General features: G+C 41.2%; 9 protein-coding genes. 8 read left to right on the top strand and 1 reads right to left on the bottom strand.

Annotation, left to right across the window (positions count from 1 at the left end; translation table 11 throughout):
- Positions 1-25: 25 nt before the first annotated feature.
- The 5 genes from ileS to WJP93_RS12750 all read left to right on the top strand — a co-directional run bounded on the left by ileS (position 26) and on the right by WJP93_RS12750 (position 9,061).
- The gene (ileS, locus tag WJP93_RS12770; protein WP_337548701.1) at positions 26-3,175 is read left to right on the top strand and encodes an isoleucine--tRNA ligase; all 3,150 of its coding nucleotides are present in this window, start codon (positions 26-28) and stop codon (positions 3,173-3,175) included.
- Between the two features lie 16 nt (positions 3,176-3,191).
- Entirely contained in the window at positions 3,192-5,651 is a 2,460-nt protein-coding gene (locus WJP93_RS12765; RefSeq protein ID WP_337548673.1) for a glycogen/starch/alpha-glucan phosphorylase, read from the top strand.
- Positions 5,652-5,795: 144 nt separating this feature from the next.
- Positions 5,796-6,500, top strand: coding sequence for a hypothetical protein (locus tag WJP93_RS12760; RefSeq protein ID WP_337548672.1), 705 nt, complete (start codon positions 5,796-5,798; stop codon positions 6,498-6,500).
- Positions 6,501-6,615: 115 nt separating this feature from the next.
- Entirely contained in the window at positions 6,616-7,917 is a 1,302-nt protein-coding gene (locus tag WJP93_RS12755; protein WP_337548671.1) for an MBOAT family O-acyltransferase, read from the top strand.
- Between the two features lie 16 nt (positions 7,918-7,933).
- On the top strand, positions 7,934-9,061 hold the full coding sequence (locus WJP93_RS12750; protein ID WP_337548670.1) for a DHHW family protein: 1,128 nt from the start codon (positions 7,934-7,936) through the stop codon (positions 9,059-9,061).
- Positions 9,062-9,109: 48 nt separating this feature from the next.
- Here the strand turns inward: WJP93_RS12750 and WJP93_RS12745 are convergent, their stop codons facing one another.
- Positions 9,110-9,880, bottom strand: a complete 771-nt coding sequence (locus tag WJP93_RS12745) for a hypothetical protein (RefSeq protein ID WP_308731643.1) — start codon at positions 9,878-9,880, stop codon at positions 9,110-9,112.
- Positions 9,881-10,123: 243 nt separating this feature from the next.
- Here WJP93_RS12745 and WJP93_RS12740 point away from each other — a divergent pair, with 243 nt between their 5' ends.
- From WJP93_RS12740 to WJP93_RS12730, 3 genes are all read left to right on the top strand, one after another.
- On the top strand, positions 10,124-10,945 hold the full coding sequence (locus tag WJP93_RS12740; protein WP_337548669.1) for a YesL family protein: 822 nt from the start codon (positions 10,124-10,126) through the stop codon (positions 10,943-10,945).
- A 143-nt stretch (positions 10,946-11,088) separates the two neighbouring features.
- Complete coding sequence (locus WJP93_RS12735) at positions 11,089-11,664, top strand: sigma-70 family RNA polymerase sigma factor (protein ID WP_066561198.1); 576 nt, start codon at positions 11,089-11,091, stop codon at positions 11,662-11,664.
- The gene (locus WJP93_RS12730; RefSeq protein WP_337548668.1) at positions 11,651-14,824 is read left to right on the top strand and encodes a hypothetical protein; all 3,174 of its coding nucleotides are present in this window, start codon (positions 11,651-11,653) and stop codon (positions 14,822-14,824) included. Before WJP93_RS12735 ends, WJP93_RS12730 begins: the two co-directional genes overlap by 14 nt.
- The last annotated feature ends 122 nt before the right edge of the window (positions 14,825-14,946 follow it).

The following is a 14,946-nucleotide window of genomic DNA, read 5'->3' as shown; positions in this document are numbered from 1 at the left end:
GCGTATGAGAAAGGAGAAAACTATGTTGTACAATAAGGTTCCTACAGACTTAAAGTTTGTGGAGAGGGAGAAGGAAGTTTCCAAATTCTGGAAAGAGCATCATATCTTCGAAAAGAGTATCGAGGAGAGAGAGGGCTGCCCTGAGTACATGTTTTATGACGGTCCGCCGACAGCAAACGGCAAGCCGCATGTTGGACACGTGGTAACCCGTGCGATCAAGGATATGATCCCTCGTTACAGAACCATGAAAGGATATCAGGTACCGAGAAAGGCCGGTTGGGATACACACGGACTTCCGGTTGAGCTTGAAGTAGAGAAGGAGCTTGGTCTTGATGGAAAAGAGCAGATCGAGCAGTATGGAGTTGAGCCATTTATCGAGCGCTGTAAGGCAAATGTCTGGAAATATAAGGGTATGTGGGAAGAATTTTCCGAGACCGTTGGTTTCTGGGCTGATATGGAAAATCCATATGTAACTTATTACGATGATTTCATTGAGTCTGAATGGTGGGCATTAAAGACAATCTGGGACAAAGGACTGCTCTACAAGGGCTTTAAGATCGTTCCGTACTGCCCAAGATGTGGAACTCCGCTTTCAAGTCATGAGGTTGCACAGGGCTATAAGGATGTCAAAGAGCGTTCTGCAATTGTACGTTTCAAGGTAAAGGGTGAGGACGCATACTTCTTAGCATGGACAACTACACCATGGACACTGCCGTCAAACGTTGCACTTTGTGTAAATCCAGAGGATACCTACTGCAAGGTAAAGGCAGCAGATGGCTATACCTATTACATGGCAGAGGCACTTCTTGAGAACGTACTTGGTCGTCTTAAGACAGAGGATGCGCCGGCATATGAGATTCTTGAGACTTATAAAGGAAAGGATCTTGAGTACAAGGAGTACGAGCCACTGTTTAAGTGTTCTGGAGATGTTGCTGCAAAGCAGAATAAGAAGGGCTTCTTTGTGACATGTGACAGCTATGTTACTATGAGTGATGGTACTGGTATTGTTCACATTGCACCTGCATTTGGTGAAGACGATGCAAAGGTCGGCAGAAAGTATGATCTTCCGTTCGTACAGTTAGTAGACAGCAAGGGTGAGATGACTAAAGAGACTCCGTATGCAGGACTTTTTGTCAAGAAGGCAGACCCGGAAGTATTAAAGGATCTGGAAGCAGAAGGCAAGCTCTTTGCAGCACCGAAGTTTGAGCACAGCTATCCTCATTGCTGGAGATGTAATACTCCGCTTATCTACTATGCAAGAGAGTCTTGGTTCATCAAAATGACAGCTGTAAAGGATCATCTGATTGCAAACAACAACACCATCAACTGGATTCCGGAGAGCATCGGTAAGGGTCGTTTTGGCGATTGGCTGACAAACGTTCAGGACTGGGGACTTAGCCGTAACCGTTATTGGGGAACACCACTGAATATCTGGCAGTGTTCATGCGGTCATATGCATGCTATCGGAAGTAAGGAAGAATTAAAGAAGATGTCACCAGACTGTCCGGATAATATTGAGCTTCATCGCCCATTCATCGATCAGGTTCATGTTACCTGCCCGAAGTGTGGAAAGCCGATGACAAGAGTACCAGAAGTAATCGACTGCTGGTTTGACTCAGGATCTATGCCATTTGCACAGTATCATTATCCATTTGAGAATAAGGAAGTCTTCGAGAAGAATTTCCCGGCTGACTTTATCAGTGAGGCAGTAGACCAGACAAGAGGATGGTTCTATTCCCTGCTTGCAATCTCAACTCTTTTATTTGACAAAGCACCTTATAAGAACGTTATCGTTCTTGGCCATATTCAGGATAAAGACGGTCAGAAGATGAGTAAGTCCAAGGGCAACGCCGTTGACCCAATGGATGCACTGCGCCAGCACGGAGCAGATGCAATCCGCTGGTATTTCTACTCCAATTCCGCACCGTGGCTTCCGAACCGTTTCCACGATGATGCAGTAAAGGAAGGCCGCAGTAAGTTCATGGGTACTCTGTGGAACACCTACGCTTTCTACGTACTGTATGCAAACATCGACAACTTCAATCCGATGGAGCACACATTAGATTATGAGAAGCTTTCCGTTATGGATAAGTGGATTTTGTCTAAGTTAAACTCTACGATTCAGACATGCGACAGCAGCCTGGAAAACTACAAGATTCCAGAGACTGCAAAGGCACTTCAGGAATTTGTTGATGATTTGAGTAACTGGTATGTACGCCGCAGCCGTGAGCGCTACTGGGCAAAGGGAATGGAGCAGGATAAGGTGAATGCCTATATGACGCTGTATACCTGTCTGACTGAAATTGCAAAGGCAGCAGCGCCGATGATTCCGTTTATGACAGAGGAGATCTATCAGAACATTGTTGTCAAGGTAGATCCATCCGCACCGGAGAGCATCCATTTGTGTGATTATCCAAAGGCAAATGAGGCACATGTAGACAAGGAACTTGAAGCAGACATGGATCTTGTTTTAAAGGTCGTTGTTCTTGGCCGCGCATGCCGAAACAGTGGAAACATGAAGAACCGTCAGCCGCTTGCAAACATGTTTGTAAAGGCACCATTTACATTAAACGAGTTCTTTAAGGATATCATTGCAGACGAGTTAAATATTAAGGCAGTTACATTTACAGACGATGTACGTTCATTTACTACCTACACCTTTAAGCCGCAGCTTCGTACAGTAGGTCCGAAGTACGGAAAGCTTCTTGGAAAGATCCGTACCGCCCTTTCTTCTGTAGACGGCAATGCCACTATGGATGAGTTAAAAGCAAATGGTTCTGTTACCTTTGATTTTGATGGCGAGAAGGTTGTTCTTACTGAGGAAGACCTTTTGATCGATATGACGCAGAAAGAAGGCTATGTAACAGAGAGCAATCAGGATGTTACTGTAGTATTAGACTGCAACTTAACACCAGAGCTGCTTGAAGAAGGCTTTGTAAGAGAGATCATCAGTAAGATCCAGACGATGCGTAAGGAAGCAGGATTCGAGGTAACGGATCACATCACAGTCGGCTACAAGGACAATGCAAAGATTGAGACCATCTTCAGCAAGTATGCAGATGAGATTTGTGCAGATGTACTTGCAGATAAGCTGACAGACAGTGAGATCAGCGGCTACACCAAGGAGTGGAGCATCAACGGCGAGACTGTTGTACTCACTGTCAGCAAGGAATAAACCTAAGGAGGATGAAATGAAAACAACGATTGATAAGGCTGAGCTGAAAAAGCAGATCATCTACAACGTAAAGACCCTGTACAGAAAAACCATCGATGAGGCAACTCCGCAGCAGGTTTTTCAGGCAGTATCCTATGCATTGAAGGATGATATCATTGATCAGTGGATTGCAACTCACAAGGAGATTGAGCGCACTGATGCAAAGACGCTGTATTATCTTTCAATGGAGTTTCTGATGGGCCGTGCTCTTGGAAACAACATTTTAAATTTGTGTGCACAGGATGAGGTAAAGGAGGTTCTTGAAGAACTCGGTTTTGATCTGAATACTATCGAGGATCAGGAGCCGGATCCGGCACTTGGAAACGGTGGTCTTGGACGTCTGGCAGCATGCTTCTTAGATTCTCTTGCAACACTTGGATATCCGGCATATGGATGTGGAATCCGTTACAAGTATGGTATGTTTGCACAGAAGATCGAGGACGGTTATCAGAGAGAAGTTCCGGATGACTGGTTAAGAGATGGTTATCCATTTGAAATTCGCCGTGCTGAGTACGCTTGTGAGGTTAAGTTTGGCGGCTACGTAACAGTAACAAAGGACGAGACAGGAAGAGAGCATTTTGGACAGGCAGGATATCAGTCTGTTCGTGCCGTACCGTATGATCTGCCAGTTGTAGGCTATGGAAACAACGTTGTAAATACACTTCGTATTTGGGACGCAGAGCCAATCAATACCTTTAACCTGGATTCTTTTGATAAGGGTGATTATCAGAAGGCAGTTGAGCAGGAGAACCTGGCAAAGAATATCGTAGAGGTACTTTACCCGAACGATAACCACTATGCAGGAAAGGAGCTGCGTTTAAAGCAGCAGTACTTCTTCATTTCAGCTTCCTTGCAGACAGCTGTAAATAAATATAAGAAGGCTCATAATGGCGATGTTACAAAGATGTACGAGAAGGTTGCATTCCAGATGAATGATACCCATCCGTCTATGGCAGTAGCAGAGCTTATGCGTATCCTTATGGATGAGGAGAATCTGACATGGGAGGCTGCATGGGAAATCACAACAAAGTGCTGTGCTTACACCAACCACACCATCATGGCAGAGGCTCTTGAGAAGTGGCCGATTGAGCTGTTCTCACGTCTGCTTCCACGTATTTACGGAATCGTTGAGGAGATCAACCGCCGCTTTGTAGAGGAAATCGAAGCTACCTACCCGGGCAACCATGAGAAGATCGCAAAGATGGCAATCATCTATGACGGTCAGGTTCGCATGGCACATCTGGCAATCGTAGGTTCCTATTCTGTAAACGGTGTAGCAAAGCTTCATACAGAAATTCTGGAGAAGCAGGAGTTAAAGGATTTCTACCAGATGATGCCGGAGAAGTTTAACAACAAGACAAATGGTATCACACAGAGACGTTTCCTGCTTCATGCAAACCCACTGCTTGCAAACTGGGTAACTGATAAGATCAGTGATGCATGGATTACCAACCTTCCGGAGATCTCAAAGCTTAAGCTGTTTGTAGATGATCCGAAGAGCCAGCAGGAGTTCATGAACATCAAGTATCAGAACAAGGTTCGTCTTGCAAAGTATATCAAGGAGCACAACGGAATTGACGTTGATCCGCGTTCCATCTTTGATGTACAGGTAAAGCGTCTGCATGAGTATAAGAGACAGCTCTTAAACATCCTGCATGTTATGTACATTTACAATGAGTTAAAGAGCCATCCAGATATGGAGTATTATCCACATACCTTCATCTTTGGTGCAAAGGCAGCAGCAGGCTATCGCCGTGCAAAGCTGACCATTAAGCTGATCAACTCTGTAGCAGATGTCATCAACAATGATAAGTCCATCAACGGCAAGATTAAGGTAGTCTTCATTGAGAACTATCGTGTATCAAATGCAGAGATCATCTTTGCAGCAGCTGATGTTTCAGAGCAGATTTCTACTGCATCTAAGGAGGCATCTGGTACTGGTAACATGAAGTTTATGTTAAATGGTGCAATCACCTGCGGTACACTTGACGGTGCAAACGTAGAGATTCTTGAGGAAGTTGGCAAGGACAACGCTGTTATCTTTGGTATGACCGCAGATGAGGTTATCAATTATGAGAAGAATGGCGGCTATGATCCAATGCAGATCTTCAACGAGAATCAGGAGATTCGTCAGGTTCTTATGCAGTTAATCAATGGCTTCTATTCACCACAGGATCCGGAGCTGTTCCGCGATATCTACAATTCACTGCTTAATACCTACAGCAGCGACCGCGCAGACACATACTTCATCCTCAAGGATTTCATGTCCTATCATGAGGCACATATGAAGATTAACGAGCTGTATCAGGATCAGACAAGATGGGCACACATCGTTATGATGAACACCGCATGCAGCGGAAAGTTCACATCTGACCGTACCATCCAGCAGTATGTTGACGAGATCTGGGAGCTTGACAAGGTAACAGTTGAACTGTAATGAATTGGAAATATGCGTTGCATGTATAAAATTGTGCAATGCAGAAAACAATAAGATAGAAGTTTAAATGCCATCGGGGGCAGGGTAATGCGGCGTTAAAAGTCACATTCCCTGTCCCTGTTTGTTTTATGAAAGGAGAAAATCATGAGAAAAACAGGACTTATTATTTTAATGACAGCGGCAGCACTCTCTATGAGCGCATGCGGCAGAACTGAAAAACCAGAGTCAACAAAGCCATCAGGCACAGTGGCAAATGAAAAGGAAACCGTAAAGAAAACTGAGAAGGAAACCGAGAAAGCAACTGAAAAGAAGACAGAAGCGCAGACTGAGGATCAAACAGAAAAAGAGACAGAAACAAAAGAGACATTATCTGAGAGTGAATCAGAGGCAGCAGCAACTGATGAAAACGTTTTGCAGTTAGATGCAGAGCTTAGTAAGCTGTTAGATAAGATGTATGCGATCAAGGGACCAGATTTTGATGTGGAAACTGACACTGTTGATTTTGATGATGAGTATGCAGTATCTTCCTATACAGGTCTGACGATGGATGATGTGAAAAAGCTTGATGCAGCAATTGTATCTGAGCCAATGATGGGTTCACAGGCATATTCACTTGTGCTTGTTAGACTTAAGGATAAGGCAGATGCAGCTGATATTGCACAGAAAATGGCAGATGGAATTAATCCGCGCAAGTGGGTATGTGTAGAGGCAGATGAGCTGACTGTAGTATCAAAGGATAATATTATTATGCTTTTTATGGCAGATCATGAGCTTTACAGCATGGACGATGCTGTAGCTGCATTCACAGAGGTATGCGGTAATCCAGACAATACCTATCAGCCAAAATAAAAAATAAAAAAATAAAATGTTATTTTCCGGACTTCCATTTTTATATTATTTCCTTCCGGCGGTGCTGGTGTGCTATTTTGCAGCACCGCGGAAATTGAAAAATGCAGTGCTTTTTGTGTTCAGCCTGATTTTTTACGGATGGGGAGAGCCGCGCTATATTGTGCTTATGATTGTGTCAATTGTGAGTGGTTTTGTTTTTGCACTTATGATTGAAAAAAAACAGAATAAAAAAAGCGGACTCATCCTCATGTGGATATCTGTGGCGGTCAGCCTGTCATTTCTTCTTATATTTAAATATGCTGATTTTTTAATTGAAAATGTGAATCAGCTGCCAGGTGTGTCACTGCCTCTTTCTAAGCTGTCTCTTCCAATAGGAATAAGTTTTTATACATTTCAGATCATCAGTTATACTGTAGATGTCTGGAGAGGAGATACTAAAGCCCAAAGAAACATTATTTCATTTGGAACATATGTATCGCTGTTTCCGCAGCTGATTGCGGGACCGATTGTGCGATACACGGATATTGAAAGAGAGCTGCAGGAAAGAAAGCATAGCGTCACACTTGCTGCATCAGGCATACAGCGATTTTTGATAGGATTAAGCAAGAAGGTACTGATTGCAAATGTACTGGGAGAACTGACAGATATCTGTCTAAAAACATCGCAGCCAAGCATATTATCTTGGTGGATGTATGCGGCAGCGCTTGTACTTCAGATTTATTTTGATTTTTCAGGCTACAGTGATATGGCGATTGGACTAGGCCGCATTTTTGGCTTTCAGTTTCCAGAAAATTTTAATTATCCTCTGATTAGCCGCAGCGTAAAAGAGTTCTGGCGCAGATGGCATATCAGTCTTGGCAGTTGGTTTCGCGATTACGTTTACATTCCTCTTGGAGGAAGCCGCGTAAAGACTGGACTTTATGTGAGAAATGTCATAGCCGTGTGGATGCTTACAGGACTGTGGCATGGCGCATCATGGAACTTTGTCTTGTGGGGAGCAGGTTTTGGAGTGCTTCTTTTGTGCGAGCGATTTTTATGGGGAAAATGGCTGGAACGAATGCCGTCTATTATTTCACATTTGTATTTGCTTTTTATTATTTTACTTAGCTTCATTCTTTTTTCAGCAGATACAATACCACAGGCTATGCAGCGAATAGGCGGATTGTTTGGTGCAGGAAAATTGCCAGTCATATCAGTACAAAGTGTGTATTATCTAAGAAGCTATGGACTGCTGCTTATTTTTGCAGCAATCGCAGCAACACCGCTGCCAGTGACAGCATTTAATAGATTTATGAAAACAAAGGCAGGAAGTATTCTTAATTGGGTGATGCCGATTGTGCTTGTAGGACTATTTTTGCTGGCAACTGCCTTTTTGGTGGACGGTTCATATAATCCATTTTTATATTTTAGGTTTTAAGCATTGGGGAGAGTTTATGATAAAAAAAGAAAAACAACAGGCTATTGTCACATTGCTTATAACAGGACTTACATTTGGAATACTTTGCCTTGCAGCATGGTTTCATACGCCAAATCAGATATCTGTCTCTGAGCGAAGACGTCTGGCACAGCTTCCAGCGCTTACAAAAGACAGTGTGGGAAAGGGAAACTTTATGAGTGGCTTTGAGCGTTACAGTCAGGATCAGTTTCCATTTCGTGAAACATTTAGAAAGCTAAAAACGAAAGCGCTGTTTTCTTTGTATCAGCAAAAAGATGTTCATGGAATTTATGTTGCAGACGGCTATGCAGCATCAATAGAAAGCGAAATCAATGAGGCTTCCGTGTCACATGCAGTTAATGCATTTGAGCATGTCTATACACAGTATTTAAAAAATGGCAGCCATGAAATTTATGCAGCAATAGTACCAGATAAAGGATATTATCTTGCGGCGAAAAATGGGTATCCGGTGATGGATTATGATAAGTTTTTTAAATACTTTGAAAATGGGATGCCATATGCGAAATTTATTGATCTTACACAGACGCTGTCTCTTGAGGCATACTATTTCACAGACAGCCATTGGCGTCAGGAAGCACTGATAGAAACAGCCAACCAGATAAAAAGAAATATGAAAAATGATACTTTATCAGATGACTATGATATTTGTCAGGCAGCAGATTCTTTTTATGGTGTATACAGCGGTCAGGCGGCACTTCAAGTAACACCTGATAAGATTATGTATATAGACAGTGAAATCATTTCACAGGCACAGGTTTATAATTATGAGACGAAAAAGACAGGCACTGTTTATGACAAGGATAAGCTGACAGGCTATGATCCTTATGATTTTTTCCTGTCAGGTCCATCAGCACTTCTTAGGATTGAAAATCCTAAGGCAGCAGAAAAGAAAAATCTAATCGTCTTTCGTGATTCCTATGGCAACAGTCTGATTCCTCTTTTAATTGATTCCTACAGCAGTATAGTGGTTGTAGATCTCCGTTATATCGCGCAAAAAAAACTGGGAGAATTAATTGATTTTGAATCAGATGAAATGGCAAATGCAGATGTACTGTTTTTATATGGAACTATTTTATTAAATGACAGCAGTACAATTAAAAAATAAAAAAATCCAATAGGCGGAATATTCATCTGGCCTATTGGACTTTTTTATTTATTGATAATCAAAAATCCACTCCAAAAAATCAATGGAAGTCTGAAGTCTTGACGTGTTGACAGCAATGCCAAGGTAACATGGTGTACCTAACAGACAATTTTTATTTACGATACGAGTATCACTAACGTCTATTGCAGCTGCGTACTGGCCAAGGACCTTGCCAGCTTCATCAGTGCGGCTTAAGTAAAGGATACGATCCTGTTCCTTTAAGTACTGGAAGAATGCTGGCGGAAGTGTTTCCTCGAGATCGGCAAATAAGGTATTATCTTCCTCACCGACACCATAATAATTGACAAATGCAGTATTGCCGCCGAGTACATCAAGATCGTGAGCGGCTGCCATTGCCATTACCTTCATCATAGAGGTATAGGAAGCCTCGTCTGATCCGCTAAAGTCAAGATATTCTGTCAGATTAAAACTGATCTGATAGTCTTTAAGGCTCATATCCTCATAGGCGGCAAATTCTTTTTCAAGGGAATCAACATCAGCATTATCTGATAAGTAGTTGTTATAAACATGAACCTGCACGATAAATGGACGGCTGTTTCTGATTACGGACATGGTGATACTAATCACAATGGCGATCACACCTATGATCACAAAGACTGGAACCTTATAATAGCTCCAGAAATATTCCCATCCATCCTTAAAGCCCATTGACTTCATTTTAGCAATTTCAGATTTAAAACTGCGTTTTTCACTTTTTACCGGGTTAAATTCCTCCTTCTTTGGTTGTTTTTTGCTTGGGTCATCTGCTTCAATTCTCATATTTTAATCCATGCCTTTCTGTGGTATAAGAAGTATGATACTAGTGTAACACAGTTTTTGCGATATGGAAATGAAAATAGTATGATTAGTATAAAATAATCATAAAATCTGCATCATTCGTTTGCATTTTTAGGAATCCTCATATATAATAAAATCTATGAGCGGCAAATAAAAAATATAGCCGTCCGGGAGCGTCTGCGTGATCGCAGCGCAATATGTGAAAAAGGAATAGAGGTACTTATAATGGGAAGCTTGTTTAATCTTGACAATCCAATTTGGCGGTTTATGGGAAAACTCGTAGATGTGTTTATCCTGACACTTTTGTGGGCTGTCTGCTGTATCCCAATCATTACGATTGGACCAGCATCAACTGCGGTGTATTATGTAACACTGAAACTTGTGAGGGATGAGGAGTCGTACACAGTAAGAAGCTTCTTTAAGTCCTTCAAGGAAAACTTCAAGCAGGGAAGTGTGATCGGTATCATCATGACACTGCTTCTTGTATTCTTCTTGTATGATATTTATGCATACTTTATGATGGGTACACAGATTAGCCGTATTCTTGGAATTGTATTCCTTGGAATTTTCTTACTTTATCTGATCACACTTGTTTATGTATATCCGCTTCAGGCAAAGTTTTACAATAAGATTCGCTTCACACTCAGAAATGCACTGTTCATCGGTGTAAAGCATATCTTCCGCAGCCTGGCAATGATTATTATTGCAATAGCTGTTATCGTGGGATGTCTGTTCTTCCCACCGTTGATCTTATTAAGCTATGGTCTGATTGCATTTTTACAGTCATACTTCTTGGTAGTAATCTTCGATAAGTATATCCCGAAGGAAGACGAGGCAAATGGTGATTCTGTAGTTGCAGAGGCTAAACGTGAGTTAGAGGCACAGGAAGCAGAAGAAGGCGAGCAGGTTCATATCGTTATGACCCAGCAAGATCAGCAGCCAGCAGATACACAGGTCTTCTCAAGAGAGATGTTTGCATCAAGAGAACCTAAAGAAGAAACAGAAAGAGCAGACACGCAGGATAATAAAGAAGAAGAGCAAAAATAAAAGTAAAAGCGAGGCAGTTGGTGAAAACCAGCTGTCTTTTTTTTGAAAAAATTTTGGCTTTTTAAGAAATTTATTTCCAGATTTTGTCTTATATGGTATAAGGTGTTATATACAGCCGCAGAGAAGAAAGAGAGGACAGGGGGATGACAGATATTGACATTATCAGGTTGTTGTGGATACGAGACGAGATTGCAATTGAAGAGCTTGAAATAAATTATGGCCATTACTGCAGACAGATTTCATGGGAAATTGTACAGAACCGTGAGGATGTGAGTGAATGTTTAAATGATACTTGGTGGAAAACATGGTGCAGCATTCCAGAAAACAGACCAGATTCGCTTCGAGCATATGTCGCAAGGATTACAAGAAATTTATCGCTTAACAAGATAATTCATAATAAGGCATGGAAACGCGGATATGGAAAAATTAGTGTAATTGAGCAGGAAGTTGGTGATCTTATCGGTGAGGACGCTATTAGTCGTATGATTGACAGAGATGATTTTGTGCAGCGTCTGAATGGATTTCTGGAAAAACAGACAAGAACAGATCGGATGATTTTCGTGCTTCGATTTTGGTATATGGAGACACCACGGGAAATTGCAAAGCATATGGGTTTAAAGGAAAAAAATGTTTATAACACATTGTATCAGATGAGAAAGCGTTTTAGAGTTTATTGGGAACAAAGTGGAAAGGAGGACACTGTTTATGAAAAAGCATGATTTTGAAAGCACATCTAAGAAAAATGCAAAAGAGCAAACACCTGAAATGGCAGAGCGGGAACAGGAAATCTTGATGTGGATGGGCGATATCCGTGATGATTTTATATTAGAGGCGGAGGATTACAAGCACTATCAGAGCGATAAAAGTGTGCCAGGATATTTTATTGTAGGCGGTACACTTGCCGCTGCAGCAGCAATTTGTACGGCAATCTTCTTTCAGACAGGCCGAAATCGAATCGATCATTCAAATGTTCCGATGCAGCTTCCATATCAGACAGAAGAGACAAAGGAAATTGAGTGGGAGACAGAGGAAGAGACGACAGAAGAAGAGACGACACAGGCAGAAACGACAGAAGCAGAGACGACAGAAGCAGCATCACAGGAAACAACAAATGAGGGTGGCTGGCTTAGTCATTCAACAAACTATCAATTTATGGTGCAGACAGATGAAAGTACAGTATCTGTATATAATGCATGGGATGGCAGCCTTGAAACTACCATTGCTGGAAAATTGTTAACAGGGAAAAAATGTGTTCTTGTAAAGAATGGAGAGCGAGTACCGATAAATAATCTTCAAATGGTGGGCTATCAGATGTATGTCGGCGGAGAATTGCAGCTTAGTCAGGAGTTTCATACGTACTGGAATCAGTTGTCAGATACGGTATTTACAAGCAGCGACAGTACACTCTATTCATCAGGAAAGTTGTATAGTATTAATGGTATTGAACTGACACAGGATAATCAGGTATTCAGACGAGTAGGAGATCATATTTATAGCGAAGATTATGTGTATGATGTTGATGGACAGTTACTTGGCGAACATCCGTCATTTACTGCACAATACGAGTTTGGAAATTATGTGTTAGGATGTGATTTTAGTACAAATGAGTATATAATGTTTGATGTTGATACGATGGCAACAGTATGGACTGTCAGTGATTGGCTATACTTAACTGATGCAAATGATCTGATTAGCTGGGAGACAGCAGATGGACAAGGCATTGTAACAGATTTGATGTTAAATCCAAAATTAAATGAAGCGGACTGGCTTGCACAAAATGCAGAATGGGAGCCAAATGGAACTAAAATTAGTATTGTATGTGAAAATAAACAGACAGGAGAAGTGATTGTTAGCTTAATCGAGAATCAGGAAGGTTCTTCTATATATCATTATTATGCCTGTGACAGTCAGTATAATATAACTGAAGAACTTCCAAAAGAATTTATAGATACTTATTATGAGGACGATATCCGTGTGCCATTAACTTATCAAATTACAGCTGATGGACTTCTGACAATCACGAATTTTTGGACAAAGGAGACAATTGTTACGGCATCCGTTGATCTACAAGGCGGTGAGATTTCTTATATAGATGTTACAAACGCAGGTCCAATGTATGGCGTTACAATTAATACGATAAATCCAAACGATATTGTTACTCTGCTGATTTCAAACGGAACTGTCATTTCTGAGTCAAGAGGCCATACAGTTTTGCAGGAGAATGTTGTTAATCTGGATGAAGATACAATTGTTGTCTATGAGAATGGAACAAATCCGAATACATTATATTTTAATGCAAATGGAGAACCATTAATAGAGCAGGACACAAATGCTATTTATGCAGATCGCTATGCAGTATGTACGATGCAGAATGGTAAGCTTTGTATTACACCGAGAGGGCAATTTGCTTACAACCTTCCAATCGCGGAAAATGAATATTTGGTGCTGACGTCAGGAAAAGACAGTTATAATTGGCTGGGTGGAGATATGGTTCTTGCTTTTGATTATTCTGGAGAGGAAGTTTTAAGACTTCCTGGCTATGGAATTACAGGAAATAGCGCATATATTAGCAATGGAATGATAGTGAACGAAAATACACCGCTTGTTTTGTATACTGAATATGAGGACAAAGCTTCAGATGACAGCGATTATGCGAGTGCACAGATGGGAATCTATTCTCTGAAGGATCGAAAGTGGATTGTGGAGCCGGCTAGGCAGAGCGTGACTCTTTTTACTGATTCTGTGTATATGATAGGATCTGATGTCGGCAATTTGTATCGGACAGACGGAACCTGCATAGAGGAAGGGGCAGAGGATGTGACTGTGCAGGGCAACTTTATTATCAGCAGACGTGCCGTGTATGACAAGACAGGACAGCTGCTGATTATGATTCAGGAAAATGAGAATGTTCTGACCGTGCTGTGCGATGAGATTTTAATAAATGAGTATTTTTCAGATGGCAGTCATTATACGAAATGTGTTAATGCGCAAGGAGAGACCATATGGATAGAGCAATCAGGATTGACATGGACTGGTGGGGAAGCTGGCTGGAGAATTTACAACAGTTGGAACGATATGAATGAAAAAGGACTTTTAACAGCTACGCGTGATGACAATACATTAAAAATTGTTTTGTCAGAAGATGAATTTTTTGCTAAAAATCCAGATGCACAAGGAAATGGTCTGCGTCTTCTTACGGTAACAGCAAATAATGAGGGGAGACACGAGTTCTTTTTACAGACAACATCCGCCGAGCATCAGAAAATATATTATTATCGGTGCGATGATGAATTTAATATAATAAATGCGTATCCGCAAAATCAGATTTATATCGGTAACATGTATGACGAAGTGTGTTTATGGTACTGGGGATTAGATGAAAGTGGCAATGGATTTGTAGAAAATCTTATATGGGGAAATAAAATAAAAGTTGATGCAGAGATCATGAATGAGATCCTGCAATGTTCAGATGTACAGGTTATTCAAGAGGGAAATATATTTGGACTGTTGTTTGATCAAAATAAGAAATTTTTATACGGGACAGATAACGATACTCATCTTATCAGTGAGAATGGTGGAATCATGGCACGCATGGTGAGCCAGAGTAATACAGGTGCAGCAGGAGTCGACATACTTTCAATTGCATATGCAGAAAAAGAGTATTCTGAAATTTTGTATTATTTAGCTGATGGCACAATGCTTGATGGTTACGGCACAATTTTATTTATGAATGAACAAATGAAATGTGTTCAGGAAGTAGGTCGTATCGTAATAAGAGACAGCATGGGAAATGTGCGCAAAGAAATTGATATGATACCAGGGTCAAAAGGTCAGAAAGCCGATGCAAGCTTGCTTGCAAGAGGTTTTTTGAACTCTTGACCCGCCAAAAACATGAGTAAGTAGCCATTTTTCAAAGAAAAATGAGCGGATTACGAATGTTTTTGAAGATTGCGAGAGTGCAAAGCACGTAGCAATCTGGTATCAAAGGGGTCAAAATACCT

Origin of the sequence: Anthropogastromicrobium sp. (assembly GCF_037349415.1) — a bacterium.
In the GTDB taxonomy this organism is placed as follows: domain Bacteria; phylum Bacillota; class Clostridia; order Lachnospirales; family Lachnospiraceae; genus Anthropogastromicrobium; species Anthropogastromicrobium aceti.
This window is presented reverse-complemented; position numbering and strand designations above follow the sequence as displayed.